Source organism: SAR86 cluster bacterium (assembly GCA_023703675.1).
Classification (GTDB): Bacteria; Pseudomonadota; Gammaproteobacteria; order Magnimaribacterales; family AG-339-G14; genus AG-339-G14.
This window is the reverse complement of the sequence record CP097974.1, coordinates 739779-759045: the sequence shown is the minus strand read 5'-3', so window position 1 is coordinate 759045 and position 19267 is coordinate 739779. Positions and strand designations below refer to the sequence as shown.

The 19267-nt window shown below is 35.9% G+C and carries 17 protein-coding genes; 12 read left to right on the top strand and 5 right to left on the bottom strand.

What is annotated here, in order from left to right:
* Positions 1-13: 13 nt before the first annotated feature.
* From sdhA to sucD, 4 genes are read left to right on the top strand one after another with little or no spacing between them, the layout of a single operon-like run.
* Positions 14-1810 carry a succinate dehydrogenase flavoprotein subunit gene (gene sdhA, locus M9C82_03780; protein URQ74120.1) on the top strand — a complete coding sequence of 599 codons (1797 nt, stop codon included), beginning with the start codon at positions 14-16 and terminating at the stop codon, positions 1808-1810.
* The gene (locus M9C82_03775; protein ID URQ73089.1) at positions 1810-2547 is read left to right on the top strand and encodes a succinate dehydrogenase iron-sulfur subunit; all 738 of its coding nucleotides are present in this window, start codon (positions 1810-1812) and stop codon (positions 2545-2547) included. The genes sdhA and M9C82_03775 overlap by 1 nt, the downstream gene beginning before the upstream one ends.
* 56 nt (positions 2548-2603) lie before the next feature.
* The gene (gene sucC, locus M9C82_03770; protein ID URQ73088.1) at positions 2604-3764 is read left to right on the top strand and encodes an ADP-forming succinate--CoA ligase subunit beta; all 1161 of its coding nucleotides are present in this window, start codon (positions 2604-2606) and stop codon (positions 3762-3764) included.
* Positions 3761-4633 carry a succinate--CoA ligase subunit alpha gene (sucD, locus tag M9C82_03765; GenBank protein URQ73087.1) on the top strand — a complete coding sequence of 291 codons (873 nt, stop codon included), beginning with the start codon at positions 3761-3763 and terminating at the stop codon, positions 4631-4633. The genes sucC and sucD overlap by 4 nt, the downstream gene beginning before the upstream one ends.
* An 18-nt stretch (positions 4634-4651) precedes the next feature.
* Here sucD and M9C82_03760 read toward each other — a convergent pair whose 3' ends face one another.
* Positions 4652-5677 (bottom strand): NADP-dependent oxidoreductase, encoded by a 1026-nt coding sequence (locus M9C82_03760; GenBank protein URQ73086.1) that lies wholly within the window; start codon positions 5675-5677, stop codon positions 4652-4654.
* Positions 5678-5744: 67 nt separating this feature from the next.
* On the opposite strand from M9C82_03760, the gene M9C82_03755 reads away from it, so the two are divergent.
* From M9C82_03755 to M9C82_03745, 3 genes are all read left to right on the top strand, one after another.
* Positions 5745-6914 (top strand): saccharopine dehydrogenase NADP-binding domain-containing protein, encoded by a 1170-nt coding sequence (locus tag M9C82_03755; protein ID URQ73085.1) that lies wholly within the window; start codon positions 5745-5747, stop codon positions 6912-6914.
* A 226-nt stretch (positions 6915-7140) separates the two neighbouring features.
* A complete protein-coding gene (locus M9C82_03750; GenBank protein ID URQ73084.1) occupies positions 7141-8538 on the top strand; it encodes a DNA photolyase family protein in 1398 nt (465 codons plus the stop codon).
* Between the two features lie 2 nt (positions 8539-8540).
* Complete coding sequence (locus M9C82_03745; protein URQ73083.1) at positions 8541-8987, top strand: PaaI family thioesterase; 447 nt, start codon at positions 8541-8543, stop codon at positions 8985-8987.
* Between the two features lie 4 nt (positions 8988-8991).
* Here the strand turns inward: M9C82_03745 and M9C82_03740 are convergent, their stop codons facing one another.
* Entirely contained in the window at positions 8992-10209 is a 1218-nt protein-coding gene (locus M9C82_03740; protein URQ73082.1) for an acyl-CoA dehydrogenase family protein, read from the bottom strand.
* Between the two features lie 79 nt (positions 10210-10288).
* On the opposite strand from M9C82_03740, the gene M9C82_03735 reads away from it, so the two are divergent.
* Together M9C82_03735 and M9C82_03730 are read left to right on the top strand one after the other, a co-directional pair.
* Positions 10289-12163 (top strand): carboxylesterase family protein, encoded by a 1875-nt coding sequence (locus M9C82_03735; protein URQ73081.1) that lies wholly within the window; start codon positions 10289-10291, stop codon positions 12161-12163.
* Positions 12163-12765, top strand: a complete 603-nt coding sequence (locus M9C82_03730) for a 2-hydroxychromene-2-carboxylate isomerase (GenBank protein URQ73080.1) — start codon at positions 12163-12165, stop codon at positions 12763-12765. The genes M9C82_03735 and M9C82_03730 overlap by 1 nt, the downstream gene beginning before the upstream one ends.
* Here M9C82_03730 and M9C82_03725 read toward each other — a convergent pair.
* Both M9C82_03725 and M9C82_03720 read right to left on the bottom strand, forming a co-directional pair.
* Positions 12752-13852 carry a hypothetical protein gene (locus M9C82_03725; protein ID URQ73079.1) on the bottom strand — a complete coding sequence of 367 codons (1101 nt, stop codon included), beginning with the start codon at positions 13850-13852 and terminating at the stop codon, positions 12752-12754. The two genes, M9C82_03730 and M9C82_03725, sit on opposite strands and share 14 nt — an antisense overlap.
* A gap of 20 nt (positions 13853-13872) precedes the next feature.
* Positions 13873-14691, bottom strand: a complete 819-nt coding sequence (locus M9C82_03720; protein ID URQ73078.1) for a class II aldolase/adducin family protein — start codon at positions 14689-14691, stop codon at positions 13873-13875.
* 91 nt (positions 14692-14782) lie between these two features.
* Here M9C82_03720 and M9C82_03715 point away from each other — a divergent pair, with 91 nt between their 5' ends.
* Together M9C82_03715 and M9C82_03710 are read left to right on the top strand one after the other, a co-directional pair.
* Positions 14783-16192, top strand: a complete 1410-nt coding sequence (locus M9C82_03715) for a class II fumarate hydratase (GenBank protein ID URQ73077.1) — start codon at positions 14783-14785, stop codon at positions 16190-16192.
* Positions 16189-16536 carry a 4a-hydroxytetrahydrobiopterin dehydratase gene (locus M9C82_03710; protein URQ73076.1) on the top strand — a complete coding sequence of 116 codons (348 nt, stop codon included), beginning with the start codon at positions 16189-16191 and terminating at the stop codon, positions 16534-16536. Before M9C82_03715 ends, M9C82_03710 begins: the two co-directional genes overlap by 4 nt.
* On the opposite strand, the gene M9C82_03705 is transcribed toward M9C82_03710, so the two are convergent.
* Positions 16496-17662, bottom strand: coding sequence for an MFS transporter (locus M9C82_03705; GenBank protein URQ73075.1), 1167 nt, complete (start codon positions 17660-17662; stop codon positions 16496-16498). The genes M9C82_03710 and M9C82_03705 overlap by 41 nt on opposite strands.
* Before the next feature lie 134 nt (positions 17663-17796).
* Here M9C82_03705 and guaB point away from each other — a divergent pair, with 134 nt between their 5' ends.
* Positions 17797-19266: an IMP dehydrogenase gene (gene guaB / locus M9C82_03700; GenBank protein ID URQ73074.1), complete on the top strand. Its 1470-nt coding sequence runs from the start codon at positions 17797-17799 to the stop codon at positions 19264-19266.
* Position 19267 lies beyond the last annotated feature (1 nt).

Genomic DNA, 19267 nt, shown 5'->3' with positions numbered 1-19267 from the left:
ATTTAAAATGGCAATGAATGGAAAAGGATATTTAGAAGCGTCAAGTCTTCCCGTCAAAGAATTCGATGGAATAATTGTCGGCGGTGGGGGTTCGGGACTTATGGCAGGTCTACAATTGGCTCAATCCGGCATGAATACCGCTGTTGTTTCCAAAGTATTTCCTACTAGATCGCACACAGTTTCTGCTCAAGGAGGTATAACATGTGCCATTGCAAGTGCTGATCCCAACGATGATTGGAGATGGCATATGTACGATACAGTTAAAGGTTCAGATTTTATTGGAGACCAAGATTCTATTGAATATATGTGCCAAGAAGGTCCTGCTACGGTTTTCGAACTCGAAAATATGGGGCTACCATTTTCAAGAACAGAAGAAGGAAAAATTTATCAAAGAGCTTTCGGGGGACAATCGAAAGATTATGGAAAAGGCGGGCAAGCAGAAAGAACTTGTGCGGCTGCTGATAGAACTGGCCATGCTCTTTTGCACACTCTATATCAAGCTAATATTAAGGCTGGAACTAATTTCTTAAGCGAGTGGTTTGCCGTTGATTTAGTCCTCAATGACTCAAAACAGGTCACAGGTGTTATCGCGTTTGAGATCGAATCTGGGGAGGCTTACTTTTTAAAAGCTAAAGCTACAGTTTTAGCAACTGGCGGAGCTGGAAGAATCTATAAATCTACAACTAACGCACTTATTAATACCGGAGATGGCACAGGAATGGCTTTAAGGGCAGGTTTAGCTGTTCAAGATATGGAAATGTGGCAGTTTCATCCAACTGGAATACATGGTGCAGGAACGCTTGTTACGGAAGGATGTAGAGGAGAAGGGGGATATTTGATAAACAAAGATGGTGAAAGGTTTATGGAACGTTATGCTCCTAACGCAAAAGACTTAGCTAGTAGAGATGTTGTTGCTAGATCAATGATGCTAGAAATTATCGAAGGGAGAGGTTGTGGACCTGAAAAAGATCACTGTTTTTTAAAACTTGATCACTTGGGAGCCGAATTACTTCACAAAAGACTTCCTGGTATAACAGAACTTTCAAAAACCTTTGCTCACGTTGACCCAGCAGACCATCCTATACCCGTAGTTCCTACTTGCCATTATGCAATGGGAGGAATTCCTACTAATGTACATGGTCAAGTTTTAACTCAACAAGCCGATGGTTCAGACAAAGTGGTTGAAGGACTTTATGCTGCTGGAGAAGCGGCTTGTGTTTCTGTTCATGGAGGAAATAGGCTGGGAGGAAATTCACTTTTGGATCTTGTTGTGTTTGGAAGATCGGCAGGACTACATATTGAAGATTCCTTTAAACAGGGAATTGGAATAGCCGAGCCTAGCAGCGAAAACATAAATGAATCTTTAAAAAATATCAATCGTGTCAATTCTAGTCTCGAAGGAGAAAACTCACCAAAAATTAAAAAAGATCTTCAAGAAGTTATGCAAATGAGTTTTGGTGTATTTAGAAGTGAAGAAAATATGAAGCAAGGGATTGAAGAAATAAATACGATTCGCGAAAGATCAGAAGGTCTCCATCTTGCAGACAAATCATCTAAATTTAATACTGCAAGGGTAGAGGCTTTAGAGCTTTTAAATCTTCTCGAAGTTGCGGAGGCTACTGCAATTTGTGCCTACGAAAGAAAAGAAAGCAGAGGAGCTCACTCCAGAGACGACTATCCAGAAAGAGATGACGAAAACTGGCTGAAACATTCTATTTATTTTAAAGGTTCAAAGGAAGTTTCTAAGAGAGACGTAAATTTTAGACCAAAGATTGTTCAAGCCTTTCAACCCTTTACCCGAACTTACTAATGAATTCTATTGCCGCAGAACAATTAAAAACTCTGAAAATAAGTATTTATAGGTATGACCCTGATGTGGGCAACAAACCTTATATGCAGTCCCTTGATATCGATATCCCCAAGGATAAAGACATTATGGTTTTAGACGCTCTTCAAATTGCTAAAGAGGTTGATCCAACAATTTCTTTTAGAAGATCTTGTAGAGAAGGTGTATGTGGTTCAGATGGAATGAACATTAACGGAAAAAATGGTTTAGGATGCATCACTCCACTATCAGAAGCAGTTAAAGGAAACAAATTGGAACTTAGACCACTTCCAGGACTGCCAGTTGTTAAAGATTTAATTGTTGATATGACTCAATTTGTCGATCAATACAAAAAAATTCAGCCTTATTTAATCACTGAAAAAGCAAATGATGGAAAAGAGATTCCACAAACTATCGAGGATAGAGATAAATTGGATGGTTTGTATGAATGTATAATGTGCGGTTGTTGCTCGACTGCCTGTCCTTCTTTTTGGTGGAACCCTGATAAATTTTTGGGTCCAGCTGCACTTCTTCAAGCATACAGATTTATTTCAGATAGCAGAGATGTTGCGACTGAGGAGAGATTAGACCAATTGGAAGATGCTTTCAGTGTTTTTAGATGTCATGGAATAATGAATTGTGTATCAGTTTGTCCTAAGGGGTTAAACCCAAACAAAGCGATAAACGAGATAAAAAAAATGCTCATTAAGAGAGCGGTATAAATTTACCAATCTAACTTCTTTTTTTATTTTCTCTTTCTTGCTACCATTCAGGCACTTTGAATTTACACGAATATCAAGCAAAGTCTTTATTTAAAAGTTACAGTCTTCCAGTTTCAAAATCAGAATTGATTTTTTCGATTGATGATATTGAACAAGCCACTACAAACTTAAAAGTAAAAGAATATGTTGTAAAAGCTCAAGTTCATGCTGGAGGTAGAGGGAAAGCAGGAGGGGTTTTGCTTACCAAATCACCCGAAGAAATAAGAGAGTTTTGTAAAAAATGGTTAGGAAAAAATCTAGTAACTTATCAAACTGATGCTAAAGGACAACCAGTTTCTTGCATTCTTTTAGAAGAATGTACCGATATAGAAAAAGAGCTTTATTTAGGATTAGTGATTGATAGAACGACAAGATCTATTGCTTTGATCGCGTCACCTGAAGGAGGAGTAGATATTGAAACAGTTGCAACAAACAGCCCTGAAAAAATATTTAAAGTTTTCTTAAACTCATCTAACCAAATTAAAGAGGAAGATGTTGATTCGCTCTCTATGGGGTTAAATTTAAATAACTCTCAAAAATCAGATTTTAGTTTAATGTTAAAAAACCTTATCAATCTATTTACTGAAAAAGATTTTTCTTTAATTGAAATTAATCCGTTGGTCATAGATAAAGAAGGAAAGCTAAAGTGTTTGGATGGAAAAATTAATGTAGATAGCAATGCACTTTACAGACAAGATTTGATAAAAAAAATGAGAGATGAGTCCCAAGAAGATATTCTGGAGTTAGAGGCTTCCAAGTGGGGATTAAATTATGTAACTTTGGATGGAAGTGTTGGATGTATGGTCAATGGAGCAGGGCTGGCAATGGGCACAATGGACATTATTAAATTAGCAGGAGGATTTCCAGCAAATTTTCTTGATGTAGGCGGGGCTGTGAATAAAGAAAGTGTAACTGAGGCCTTCAAAATAATCATTTCAGACTCAAAAGTTAAATCAATTTTGATTAATGTTTTTGGCGGAATTGTGAGATGTGATGTCGTTGCAGAAGGAATAATTTCCGCTATTAAAGATGTTGGTATCAAGATACCAGTTGTTGTTCGTTTAAAAGGTAATAACTCAGAAATTGCAAAGAGCCTTCTCGAGAAGAGCAAATTGAATGTCTTCACAGAATTAGATTTATCTAAAGCAGCAAAAAAAGCTGTGGAACTATCTAAATGAGTATCCTTATTAACAAAAATACAATTGCTATTTGTCAGGGTTTTACTGGTTCTCAAGCTACGTTGCATTGTTCTCAATCAATTGAATATGGAACTAAAATTGTTGGTGGAGTGACTCCAGGAAAGGCAGGGCAAATACATCTTGACCGCCCCGTATTTGAAAATGCCTCAGAGGCAATTGAAAGCACAGGTGCAGATACTTCGATAATATTTGTACCAGCTCCATATTGTAAAGATTCAATAAATGATGCCTTAGACTCTGGTTTAAAGTTAGTCATTGTAATCACCGAAGGAATTCCAACACTTGATATGCTGTATTTAAAAGCAAAGGCAGATGAAATGGGAGTCAAGATTATTGGTCCAAATTGTCCTGGGGTAATAACCCCGGGAGAAGCAAAATTGGGGATAATGCCTGTGGAAATTCACAAGAAAGGAAAAGTAGGAATTGTTTCTAGGTCAGGGACCCTTACTTATGAAGCAGTAGATCAAACAACCGAAATTGGATTAGGTCAATCAAGTTGTGTGGGTATAGGAGGAGATCCAATTCCAGGATCGAGCTTTATAGACATCTTAAAAATGTTTGAAGAAGATTCGCAAACAGAAGGGATTGTTATGGTTGGTGAAATAGGAGGAACAGCAGAAGAAGAAGCAGCTGAATATATCCAAGAAAAAATTAATAAACCAGTAGTATCTTATATTGCAGGTGTAAGCGCGCCTACAGGAAAAAGAATGGGGCACGCAGGAGCAATCATTTCGGGTGGCAAAGGAACAGCAATCGATAAATTTAAAGCTTTGGAGCTTGCCGGAGTAAGAATTGTAAAAAGCCCAGCTGAAATAGGTAAAGCTATTTTTGAGGAAATAAACTCTTAAATTTTTATCTTTAAATACCTAAACCTTAATTAACTGTTTTCCAAAATTTTTACCCGAGAGCACGTTTCTCAAACCTTGAGGCATATTTTCAAATCCTTCTAAAACAGACTCTTTATATTTTATTTCGCCTTTTCTAATCCATTCTGTAAGTTCTTTGGTAGCCATATCCCATTTGTCCATAAATTCAGTCACTACAAAAAATCTGTGCTCTGGAACTGGATCTAAAGAACCAAAAACATCAAAGGGGGTTTCAGGAAGGTCATCTCTGCTATCCATATCAGGATTAAAAGAATTATAAGCAGAAATATAACCACAAATAGGAACTCTAGCTCCATGGTTAATTAAAGGCGCTACTGCGTTCGAGACCTCACCACCAACATTTTCGAAATAGATGTCTATACCATTTGGACAAGCATCGTTAAGACTCTTTTCAAGATCTCCAGATTTATAATCGATAGCATGATCTAATCCCATTTCGTCTTTAACAAATGAACACTTTTCTTTGCCTCCAGCGATTCCTATTGTTTTACATCCTTTTAATTTAGCAAGCTGACCCACTACTGAGCCTACAGCTCCAGATGCCGCTGAAACGACTACGGTATCTTCAGGTTTTAATTTTCCTACATCTAATAAACCAAAATACGCCGTTCTACCAGGCATTCCAGCTACTCCAAGAAATGCCTGTATTGGTGCAAGATCAGGATAAATTCTTCTAACAAATAAACTGTTATCGTCAGCAACTATATGTGTTTGCCATCCTAAATGAGCAGTTACGAAATCTCCAATATTGTATTTTTCAGATCTAGATTGAATAACTTTTCCGACACTTTCTCCAACCATAATGCCACCTATCTTTACTGGCTCGGCATATGATTTCATATCGTTCATGCGCCCTCTCATGTAAGGATCAACAGAAAGGTAATTAACTTCAATTAATATTTGATTTTCAAGTAAATCAGGTATTTCATTTTCTTGCAGCTCCCAACAATCATCTTCAGGCATTCCATTTGGTCTTTTCGCTAAATTAAACTGTTTATTGATCATAATATCTCCAATTAATTTTTAAATACTCTCACAATATAATATATTTAAAAATCTATTTGAGAAAATTATGGAAAGAAAATATAAAGTTTTAGTCTTTGGAGCTACCGGTTTTACAGGAAAACTTTGTGCTAAATATTTAAAAGAAAATTATCCTGATTTATCTTGGGCAATTGCTGGAAGAAATGAAGATAAATTAAAACAGGTAAAAATGGAGCTAGATCTAGATTGTGACATGTTAATTGCCGATGCAAATAATTACGAAGAATTACGCGATATAGCGAAGACGACGAAAGTTTTGTTGACCACTGCTGGTCCTTATGCCAAGTATGGGTCATTACTAATGAAAGCCTGTGTTTTCGAGAATACTCATTACGTTGACATTACCGGAGAGAACCATTGGGTAAAAAAGCAAATGGATCTTTATCATGAAGAAGCTGTTGCTAGAGGAGTAAGAATTATTCCCTCATGTGGTTATGATTCTTTACCCTCTGATTTAGGAACTTTGTTTGCAATAAATAAAATGAACAAAGCAGTTAAAAAAGTAGATGTTTTCCATTCAGCTTTTGGAGGTGCTTCTGGAGGAACTATTGAATCAATTTTCACTATGGGAAGATTGCCAAAAGAGATGCGTGATCCATTCCTATTGAATCCAAAGGGCTCAGTTTCTGAGCTCCAAAGAGAAAGTGGTAAAGATTCGATAAAAATAAAATGGATAGATGAAGCCAAAAAATGGTCTGGATTAGGTTTGTTTGCCGTTGCTAATACAAGAGTTGTAAGAAGGTCTGCGGCATTGATGGAGATGAGTCAAAAACCGTATGGAGCTAATTTTACCTTTAAAGAGCATGGAGCATATTCATCTAAATCAGCAGCTAGGCTAGCTACATTCGGGTTAATCGCGGCTTTTTTAATAATTTCAACGCCTTTAAAACACTTAGTAAGAAGGTTTTTGCCAAAACCAGGAGAAGGGCCTTCAACAGAAATTCAAGAAAAAGGTTGGTTTAAGGGTGTATTCATTGCAGAAGCAGAGGATGGAGAAAAGCAGGTTTCAACAATTTATGGAGATGGAGACCCGGGCTATAAATCCACTTCAAAAATGGTATGTGAATCAGCTTTAACGATTGCACTTTGCAATGATCTTCCTGGAGGAGAAAATTTTGGTGGGTTTTTAACACCTGCATCAGGTCTTGGCCAACCATTAATTGAAAGGTTGAAAAACGCTGGAATAATATTCCATTAAGGCAAATTTTCTTATAACTTTTAATAACTAATTTTTTTATATTTATAACCCGTTTACTCACTGAGTAAGAGTAATATTACAACAAATCTGAGATTCTTTTCTCCCCAGAAATCTCTCCTATCTCAGATTTATCGGGTTGGTGTAACTAGCATCAACCCATTTTAATGACAGGATGATGTTAAATTAAAGTTTTGGGCAAAGCGTTACCATCATCTTGTCACCAGATATGAAAAAACTTTTTATATTTTCTAACGATCTCAGATTACAAGACAACATTGCTCTTTATAATGCTTCATTAGGTAAAAATGGATTAATCGCGGCATACATTTTTAATCCGAAAAAATGGGAAAATCATAATGACAGTCCCTTAAAAATTAAATTTCAGCTAAATCATCTACATCAGTTGAAAGACGAATTAATAAGGAAAAATATCAGCTTTAAAGTAATTCATGCAGATGGAATTAAAACGGAGGTTGATAAGATTCTAAATTTTGTCAGCGAATACAAAATCAACGAAGTCTTTATTAATCGAGAATATGGTTGCAATGAAAGATTAAGAGACGAAAACCTTAAAAGTGAATTAGGAGAAATCAATGTTAACTTAAATATTTTTGATTCTTCTATAATTAATCCTGAGTTGATAAAAACAGGCACTGGAAATTATTTCCGAGTTTTTACGCCTTACTCAAAAGTATTTAGAGCGGAACTAACCGAAAAGGATTTAGCAATTCTACCCGAACCTTTAGATCAAAATTTGTTAGTTGAAGACAGCGACGACATACCAAATTATGAATTAACCGATGAGAATTTTTTAAACGCAATTTCTAAGTACCCAGTTGGTTCTGAAACTGTAATTAATATTTTTGAACAATTTGTTAAAGATAAAGTTTCGGATTATAAAAAACTAAGAGATTTTCCTTCACTTGATTCAACTAGCAAGCTTTCTCCTTATTTAACTTCGGGTATGATTTCAGCAAAATATTGTCTAAATAAATTACTTGAAACTTTTGATGATTCCCCGGGAACAGGGCAGCATGCTTGGATGAATGAAATTCTATGGAGAGAGTTTTACAAATATATTATTTTTCACTTTCCAAGAGTCAGTCAAAATAAATCCTTTAGCGAAAAATATGATCTTATGAAATGGAGAGATGATGAAAAAGATTTTCAAGATTGGTGTAAAGGAAGAACGGGCATACCATTAATTGATGCCGCTATGACTCAATTGAACGAAACGGGTTGGATGCATAATAGATTAAGAATGGTAGTTGCTATGTTTTTAACAAAAAATTTACTCATTGATTGGAGGCGAGGCGAACAATATTTCATGAAAAGGCTCATAGATGGAGATCATGCTTCAAACAATGGAGGGTGGCAGTGGAGCGCTTCAACTGGCGTGGATGCAGCTCCTTATTTCAGAATTTTTAATCCAATAACTCAGTCAGAAAAATTCGATAAGAAGGGCGAGTTTATAAAAAAATTTATACCAGTTCTTAAAGATGTGCCTGAAAAATTAATTCATAACCCTCCTAATGATTTTAGGCTAAATATAAGCTACCCTAAAATGATAGTTGATTTAAAAGAATCAAGAAAAAGAGCCTTAGAAGCTTTTTCCAATATTTAACGATGAGCAAAAATAAAAACCTTCCAGCCTATTTAGAAAAGATGGATGCTGAAGTTTTAGAAATGAACTTCAAGGAACAGACGTTAAAAATGTCATTTAACCCCGATGAATTTTTTTGTCATTCAGATGGCACAATTCTTCAAGGTGGATTCATTACAACTATGCTAGATGCCAGTATGGCTTTTCTAGTCATGCAATTGGTTGATTTTAAGAAAGTTCCCTTATCAATAGACGTAAACGTAAATTTTTTATCTTCTGGCGGACCAAAGTTGACAATTGCAGTAGCGAGAATTAATAAAATAGGGAAATCAATTGCATTCTCTTCTGCCGATTTGTTTCAAGATGATGAGCTTATTGCAACCGCTAGTTCGTCAATTAAACTTAAAGACTTTGAATCCAGAAATTGGATCGACGACACGATAGGTAAAAACGTTAAAATAATAAGATAAAACTTTAAACTCCGAAATCCCAAGAAAGTCCGTCTTTATATTTTTTGAGAATTTGTTTAGCGATTAAAATTCTGTGAACTTCATCTGGACCATCGGCTAGACGCAATGTCCTTGCTCCTTGATACATTCCAAATAAAGGTAAATCTGCAGAAACACCTTTCCAACCGTAAACTTGGATAGCTCGATCAACAACTCTATGCATGGCTGCCGGAACATAAATTTTGATTGCTGATATATCTACTCTTGGATCACCGTCAGAGTCCATAACTTCAGCACAATGTATTGTCATTAATCTTGCAGTTTGGATGTCTATGTATGAGTCGGCAATAAAACCTTGAATCATTTGCTTGCTTTCAAGAAGACCACCATGAACTTCTCTAGTTGTAGTTCTCTTAGACATAAGATCAAAAGCACGCCACATTTGACCTATACTGTTCATGCAATGAAAAACTCTTCCAGCACCCAATCTATCTTGAGCTGCAGCATGACCAGATCCTCTTGCACCTAGTTGATTTTCTAAAGGAACTCTCACGTTTTCATATTTGATTTCTACGTGGTCGCCTCCAGTATGACCCCAAATTGGTACTGATCTTATGATATTGAATCCAGGAGAATTTGTGGGGACTATAATTTGAGTCATCTTGGAATTTACTTCTCCAGAATCAGATTCTTCTTCAGTTCTGCACATCACAATTGCAAAATCTGCTCTTATTCCATTGGAAGTCATCACTTTATGACCATTTATTACCCATTCATCTCCATCTTTAACTGCAGTTGTTTTTATAGATCTAGGATCGGAACCAGCACTATCGGGTTCTGTCATCGAAAAGGCGGATTCCATTTCACCGGCAACTAGGGGTTCTAACCATTTCTTTTTTTGTTCATTGGTTCCGTATTTCAATAGAACTTTTTGATTGCCTGAGTTGGGTGCGATTACTCCAAACAACCTATTTGAAAGAGGCGACCAAGCTAAAATTTCATTCATGTAAGCATGAGCCATAAAACCAATTCCCATGCCCCCATACTCTTGAGGTAAATGGGGTGCCCAAAGATTTTCAGATTTTACTGTTTCTCTAATTTCTGACCTGATAGATTTCGCATTGTCTCCACCTTTGTAAATTTTGGATTCGTTAGGAATTATTTGCTCGGAGACTATATTTGCTGTCTTTGTTCGGATGTCATTAATTTCATTTGAAAGAGTAGGTATTGGAGCAATTTGCATAATTTTTATTGTCTTATTTAGTTAATTTCTTGGATAATGATAGCTAAGAAATTTCTAAAATAAAATCAAAATAAAAAATATGAAGTACTTAGTTTACGCAATTATGGTTTTCATTGTTGTTTCCTGCAGCAACGTATCTAATGAAGACTCAATTCGTGACACTTCTCAAGGATTAGTGATCGGAACAAATTACGATAATAATACTTTTGCATGGAAAGGAATTCCATTCGCTAAAGCACCTATAGGAAATCTTAGGTGGAAAACGCCAGAACCTGCAGAAAGCTGGAATGGGCTGTTGCAGGCAAATGAATTTAAAGATGAATGCTTCCAAAGAGAAATAATTTTTGCAGAAGAAAAATTCATCGGTAGTGAAGACTGTCTATATTTGAATATATGGTCTCCTAGATTATCAGAGCAAGAAATAAATGAAATGGATAAACCGCTACCCGTCATGATGTGGATTCATGGAGGTGGGAACATTGTTGGGGATGCAAAGATTTATGATCCAAGCATGTTAGTCTCTGAACAAGAAGTGATCGTTGTCACAATTCAATACAGAATGGGAGCTCTTGGATGGTTCAGACATCCTTCTTTAGTAGATCAAAATTCCTCACTCGAAGAGAAATCTGGTAATTTCGGAACACTGGATACAATCGCTGCCCTCAAATGGATAAAGAGAAACATAGACGCTTTTGGAGGAGATCCTAATAACGTAACAATTTTTGGAGAATCTGCTGGCGGTCATAATGTGACTGCGCTGTTTGCTTCACCATTGGCAGCAGGATTATTTCACAAAGTTATTGTTCAAAGCGGAGTCTCAAGTGTGTCATCTATAAAAGCAAGTGAAAGCTACTTGCCAGAAAATAGAGAAGCTCCCACTGATAGTTCATTAGACATTTTTAATAAAATAGTTGTTTCTCAAAAATTAGCCGATAACTTACAAGAAGCTAGGTCTGTTCAAGAAGGTATGAGTGAGGCTCAACAAAAAGAATTTCTTTACAAAGCATCACCAGAAGAATTAACTCAAGCACTTTTAAATAATAGACCAGCAAAAGTTGGCATGCCCAGAGTATTTCCAGATGGTCACGTAATCTTAAAAGGTGGTTTTCAACAAGCTTACTCCGATTCAAATTTCAATAAAGTACCCATTATTTTTGGAACCAATAAAGACGAAAATAAGTTTTTCAATTCCATGAACCCCAATTTTGTAGAATGGAAACCCGCAAAAGGACTATTCAAAACAGCCGGTATTGACTTAATGCCCACGAAAATAATTGATCCAGATTATTATGATGCAATCAACTTTTATGGATCAGGATTTTGGAAAAACTCTGCAGTAGACATTCCTGCTAGTAGTCTCGTCAAAAGCGGACATTTAGACACTTATGCCTATCGTTTCGACTGGGACGAATTGAAAGAAATAAATGGAGTTGAATTGTCTAAATTAGTTGGCGCAGCGCATGCATTGGAAATTTTGTTTGTTTTTGGAACTTTTGAAAATTTTATAATTAGAAGCTTTTTATTTGGCCGAGGTTCTTATGCTCCTGCAGTTCAACTCTCAAAAGATATTCAGTCATATTGGGCTGAATTTGCTTACACAGGAAAACCAGGAAAGGGTAGAGAAAAAAATCTGCCACTTTGGAGTAGCTGGTCAGAAACTGGCGATAAATATTTAATTTTAGACTCTAGTCTGGATAAAGGAATCCGAATGTCTGATGAAGAGTACACTGTGGATTTTTTACTAAACGGACTTGCAGAAGATGACAGACTTTCCGATGTAGAAAAATGTGAGACTTTGTTCGGAATTTCTTATGATGACGGAACTGGGGTATCTGACAAAATTTTTAACTCGTTTATGGATGGATTTTGCAGCGATATTAACTATACTCGCACTATAGAGATTATTAATGCGGATAGAACCAGAATTACAATTGATAATGAAGAGGAGACTTGATGAAAAAAATAGATTTTTATTTTGATTTTGCAAGCCCAAATGCATATTTTGGGTTTAATGTTTTGAAAAAATTTCCCGAGAAATATGATTGTGAAATAAATTACATTCCAGTTCTATTGGGGGGAATTTTTAAAGCCACGAATAATAAACCTCCAATGGAACAATTTTTTGGAGTTTTGAATAAAAACGAGTACCAATCTTTAGAAATAGAAAGATTTGTTAATCGTCATGGATTAACAAAATTTAAAATGAACCCCCATTTTCCAGTGATTAGTCTCCAAATTGTTCGTGGAGCTATTGCCGCAGAAATGGATGGATATTTAGAAGATTACATTGAAAAAGTCCTTGTTCACATGTGGGAAGAACCAAAAAAAATGGATGATCCCGAAGTAATAAAAGCTGCTTTTGAGGAATCAGGATTTGATTCAGAAAAATTATTGGGGCAAATGCAGGATCCAGACGTTAAAGCTAAGTTGATTTCAAACACCGAAGACGCAGTAAAAAGAGGATTATTCGGGATTCCTACGTTTTTTATCGATGATGAGATGTATTTTGGAAAAGATACTATTTGGATGATTGAAGAGATTCTTACTGCTTCATAAGTTTGCTGTAAATAGATTTACTAAAAAAGTTCCAAAATAAAAAAATCCCTAGAAAAGTTAATAAGGAAATCCATTCAGGAACTTTAAGCAATGCAAATGCAATGCCTACGGAAAAAATTATTAAACTTACGGAGGAAACAATAATAAGAGTTTTTTCTGTTGAATAACCTAAATCGAGAAAGTAATGATGAATATGTTCTCTATCGGAACTAAAAATCGAAGTTTTTTTAATTAATCTTTTCCAAATTACTCTGAGCGCATTTAGCAGCACTAGACCTACACACCACAGAGCATCCACTGGTCTAATTCCTTCCACATAAATACCCTCAGTAGCTTGGGAAAGCAAAACTAAAGAACCAGCAATAAGAAATCCAATCATCATGGCGCCGTGATCACCAATGAACACTTTGAATTTATCGCCTAAAAGTCCAAGATTCATGACAATATAAGGAGAAATAGCTGATAAAAAGGCAATATGAAAGAGAGATATTCTACCGCTTAAGATTATCATCCCCAAAAGTGCTAACAAAACCTGTGAGCCAAAGAAACCGTCGATCCCATCAATCCAGTTAAATGCATTAGTCACACCCACAATACAAAAAATAGTAAAGATAAAAGCAACATATTCTTGCAAAACGATCTCCCCACTTCCCAGCAAAGATCCCAAATTTATCAGGCTTACACCTCCTAGCTGTATAAATAAGACAGAACAACTTATTTGCGCAAACAATCTAACCCACACTGGCAAGCTTATAAGATCATCAATTAAACAAATGATTAATAAAACAAAAGAAAGTAGAAGCAAAATTATGAAAGAAAAAAAAGGAAAATTTGGTCCATAGCCAATGACTGGTAATTGAATATTTAAAGCATCATTTAGGTTGAAATAAAATATTAAGATAACGACAAAAACGAAAAGACAGTAACTTAAGCCAAATGACAATCCCCCTGAAATTGGTAATGCTAGCTTGTGTTGTTTTTTAATGCCATCAGGCGCATCAACGAAGTTTCTTTTTTTAAACAAATGACGGATGAGTAAGTGAATAATAGAACCCACCAACAAAAATAATAAATAGGATGAGAACATCTTTGAATGTCCTTAAATTTTTAATTCAAGAAACTATCGTCTTTTTCAAGCATCAAATCATAAATAGGTTGAAAACTAGCCCACATTGCAAATTCAGATCCTACTTGCGATTTTGTTAATTCTGCAACCTCATCCGAGATTCTTTCCATTTGACCTGCTGATTCTGCTATCAACTGAGATTGACAACATCTGTCCATCGATAAAAAAGCCCATAAAGCTGCATCCACAGATTCACCAGTTGTCAAAAGCCCATGATTTTTTAAAATTGCAGCTTTTTTATCTCCAAGAGCTTTAGCTATTCTATCTCCCTCATCTGTCTCTAAGACAACTCCAGTAAAATCATCAAATAAAACATGATTATCAAAAAAAGCACATGAATCCTGTGTAATTGGTTCCAATAATCTACCAAGGCTAGAAAAAGATTTACCATACATGGAATGAGAATGAGCCGCTGCATTCACGTCTGGTCTTGCTTCGTGCAGCCTCGAATGGATAGCAAAAGCTGCTGTGTTCAACATTTTACCTTCGCCTTGAACAATATTCCCCTCTCTGTCGACAAGAATTAAATCAGAAATGCATATCTGTCCAAAATGCATTCCAAAAGGATTTACCCAAAAATAATGAGGGTACTCTGGATCTCTTAGAGTGATATGACCTGCAATTCCTTCATCGTAACCAAAATGTGAAAACATCCTAAAGCCAGCAGCAAGCCTTTCCAATTGGTGTCTTCTGAGCTCTTCGGGCGATTTACATTCTATTGGTGATAATGAGCCTTTTTCTTTTTGAGGCAATTTCCCTAAAGTTGTATCGATAGGTAATTGAATTTCTTTTTCTGACATAATTGCTCCCAGTAGCAGAGATTTAAAAAATTTAAATCGTTTATTTAAATAAATATTTTGTACAATTATATTTTAAACACTCAGAAAAGTTATGGCAAAAATAAAAAAAGGATTTCGAATAGAGAAAGATAGTCTCGGAGAGGTTTATGTTCCAAAAAATGCTTTGTACGGAGCTCAAACTCAAAGAGCTGTAGAAAATTTTCCAATCAGTGGCATAAAAATGGATTTTCCTTTTACAAATTCTTTTGTCGATACTTTAGGATTAATTAAAGACGCAGCAGCTAAAGCAAATAAAAAATTAGGCCTTTTGAGCACAAAAAAAGCTTTAGCAATTTCAAAAGCCGCCAGAGAAGTTTGGCAAAGTAAACATAATAAAGAATTTCCTTTAGACGTATTTCAAACCGGCTCTGGAACGAGCTCAAATATGAATGCAAATGAAGTGATTGCTAATTTGGCCTTTAAATTGGGTGGCGTCCAAATTGATCCAAACGATGATGTAAATATGAGTCAAAGTAGTAATGACGTAATTCCAACTGCTATTAAAGTTAGTGCTTACAAAGATTTAACTGAGAAGCTTTATCCTGCTTTAGAAAAATTAATTATTGAAATAGAAAAAAAAGAAGCATCGCTTAAAGGGATTATTAAAACAGGAAGGACTCACTTAATGGATGCTATGCCCTTAGAAATCTCTCAAGAATTGTCTGCATGGTCTTCTCAGCTCAAAAATTCTAAAAAAACATTAGTTTTTTTAGAGAAAAGACTTTTAGAAATGCCATTGGGTGGTACTGCGGTAGGAACAGGCATAAATGCACATCCAAGATTTGCTAAAACTTTTGCTAAAGAGTTATCTACTTTAATGGGAGGTAAATGCAAAGCAATTTCTAGTGAAAATTTTTTTCATGAATTAAGCGCTCAAGATACAGCGGTTCAGGTATCAGGGGAGCTTAAGAATCTTGCAGTGGTTTTAATGAAAATTTCTAATGATCTTAGGTGGATGAATTCTGGACCTTTGGCAGGACTATCAGAAATAGAGCTGAAAGCGTTGCAACCTGGCAGCAGTATTATGCCAGGTAAAGTTAATCCTGTTATACCTGAAGCAGTTGCCATGGCTTCTGCCGACGTTATTGGAAATGACGTAACGATAACAATTGCAGCACAGTCAGGAAATTTTCAACTAAACGTAATGCTTCCTGTCATAGCTTACAACCTTCTTAAAAGCATGGCTTTGTTAACAGGCGGCATGAAAGTCTTGGCTGATAAAACTATTAAATCTTTTAAGGTCAATAAAAAAGCCCTAGAAAGCGTTTTGAATAAAAATCCAATTCTTGTCACCGCTCTAAACCCTGTGATTGGATATGCGAAGGCAGCCGAAATAGCCAAAAAAGCATACAAGGAAAACTTACCAATAATAGAAGTAGCTCTTGAAGAAACAGATTTAACCAGAGCTCAATTAAATAAATATTTAGATCCAAAGAAACTAACTAAAGGGGGTATTAAATGAGTCTAGAAAAACTTACTGAAAGTTCTTGTGTAGCCTGTCGAGAAGATGCTCCTCTTGTAACACAAGAAGAAATTGAAGAATTAAAGCCACAAATTCCAGCTTGGGAAATTCAAAAAACAAACGGTATTGATCGCCTGATTTGCTCTTTTTCGTTTGATAACTATCTGGCCGGATTAGAATTTGTTTCTAAAGTTGCAAATTTGGCAGAAGAGGAAGATCACCACCCAGAAATTACCTTGGAGTGGGGCAAAGTAACAGTATCTTGGTGGTCCCATAAAATAAAAGGCCTTCACAGAAACGATTTTATTGCGGCTGCAAAGACGGATAATCTTTTTTCTCGATAGAAATTCTTGACGAGACTAATAGAGCTAAAATACTTGCAGCACCCATCAGCATAAAAGACTCTATGTAAATGCCAGCATCAAATGCTTGACCAACTATTAAAATTCCTAGAGGCTGCACTGGAACAATTATAAGTGCAGAAATACCTCTTACAGATCCTAGATTGTGAGAACCAAAAGCTTTTAAGAAACAAGCGCTCATCAAAACCATAGCTCCGCCAAAACCCAAACCAAAAATAAAACATGATATTAAAAACATATCGAAGCTTTCAACAATTGTTAAACCAAAAATTCCTGCTGCCTGCATAGTCATCATAATCATGACGGGACGATTTGCAGACATCCTATCAATTAAATATCCAAATAAAACTTTTCCAACTACTCCTCCAAAAGCAGCAAGAGAGTAAGCAAAAACAGTTTGTTTTAAAGGAAATCCAAAAGCCTCCCAAATTTCTTCAAATCCTAAATTTTCGGCATGAGGTATTAAATGAAGTAATACACCTCCCATAGAAAAAAATTGAAGAGCAAAGGCCATAGAAATAAACCAAAAACTACTATGTTTAAAAAAATCCATCATTGGCAGAGGTTCTTCGGCCACTGATTCAATATTGGGATTGGTATCATTATCTTTGTATTGATTTATTTCTTCAGGAGTGTTTACAACAAATAAATAGATTATTGGTAGAAGTAGAAAAATAACTATAGCCGCAAAAACAAGATACACATTTCTCCAACCGATCAAGCTAATTAGCGGATCAACGAGAATAGGTAACATTACCCCAGAAAAAGATATACCTATCGCTGCAATTCCAAGCGCGATTCCCGCTTTTGCGTCAAACCAATTTGCTACAAGTTTAGTGACAGATAAGTTGCCTAGAGCTGGACCACCAACAGCAATTAAGGTCGCATATATTAAAAGTAAGAAAAAAATACTTTCGACATAAGCAATTGAAATTAATCCTAAGCTAAAAATAAGTCCACCAATCAACATAATATGTTTTACAGAGTATTTGTCTAAAAGCCTACCTAAAACTATGGAGGCTGCGGCGGAGCAGATAAAAAACAAAGATAAGGCACCAGACAATTGAGCTTGAGAAGCACCTAATTCTTTTTCTAAGGAAGTAAACATTAGTGGATAACAATAAAATGTAAAACCAATTACAGAGAATTCCATGAGAACTGCGATACTCACCATATTCCAACCCTTAAAACTCATATTTCTAATTGCCTTTGTTTTTTTAAACCATTCTGTATAATTTGAAGATGTTGCATATTGAAGAACAAGCTTTAACCTTCGATGATGTGCTTCTGCTCCCCGATTATTCCGAAGTTTTACCTCAAGACACCGATTTAAGCACAAAATTGACTCGAGCCATAGATTTAAAAATTCCTGTGGTATCAGCTGCTATGGATACAGTCACCGAAAGCAAAATGTCTATTGCTTTGGCAGAACTTGGAGGGATAGGAATTATTCACAAAAATATGCCAATTTTAGAGCAGGCAAAAGAAGTTAATTCTGTAAAAAAATTTGAAAGCGGAATCGTCAGAGAGCCAATTACAATTTCTCCAGACAAAACTGTAGGAGAACTTATAAGGTTAACTCAGGAATACAATATTTCAGGTATGCCCGTTGTCAAAAATGAAAATTTGGTTGGGATTGTGACTTCAAGAGACTTTAGGAATGTTCTTGATTCAACTCTAGCAGTATCCAATATTATGACTCCTAAGGAGAAGTTGGTAACAGCCACTGAAAAAGAAAGTTTAGACGTGATTAAAGATCTTCTGTACAAAAATAGAATAGAAAAAATTCTTTTAGTCGATAAAAATTTTTCTCTCAAAGGCTTAGTGACCCTTAAGGACATAAATAAAACTAAAGATTTTCCGTTAGCTACTAAAGATGGCGAAGGAAGGTTAATGGTTGGCGCTGCAGTTGGTAATGGGGAAGAGACTGAAGAAAGAATAGATGCTTTAGTAAATGCAGGGGTAAATGTTCTTGTAATAGATAGCGCTCATGGACATTCGAAAGGCATTATTGAAAGAGTTGAGTTGATAAAAAAAGACTATCCTGATCTGCAATTGATCGCAGGAAATGTTGCAACCGGAGCAGGAGCCTTGAAATTAGTGGAAGCTGGTGCAGACGCCATAAAAGTTGGAATTGGTCCAGGTTCCATATGTACGACGAGAATCGTTACTGGAGTTGGAGTTCCACAGATTTCGGCAATAGCTAATGTAGTGTCAGCTTTAAAAGAACAAGACGTTCCAGTCATAGCCGACGGCGGCATTAGATTTTCCGGAGATATAGCTAAAGCAATTGCAGCTGGGGCTAACTCCATTATGCTTGGAAGTATTTTAGCCGGAACTGAAGAAGCGCCTGGAGAGGTAGAACTGTATCAAGGTAGAAGTTACAAATCTTATAGAGGCATGGGTTCGGTCGGAGCAATGTCAGGAGAAAGCAATTCTGGAGATAGATATTTTCAGGAAAATGTCTCAACTTCTGAAAAATTAGTTCCAGAAGGCATTGAAGGAAGAGTTCCTTTTAAAGGTTCAGTCGAAACGACTCTTCATCAAATGCTTGGAGGCTTGCGACAAAGCATGGGTTATACAGGAAATAAAGATATTGAATCTATGAGAACGAAAACTAAATTTGTCAAAATTACTGCTTCAGGAATCAATGAGAGCCATGTTCACGATGTAAATGTAACTAAAGAAGCTCCGAATTATAGAATTCGCTAAA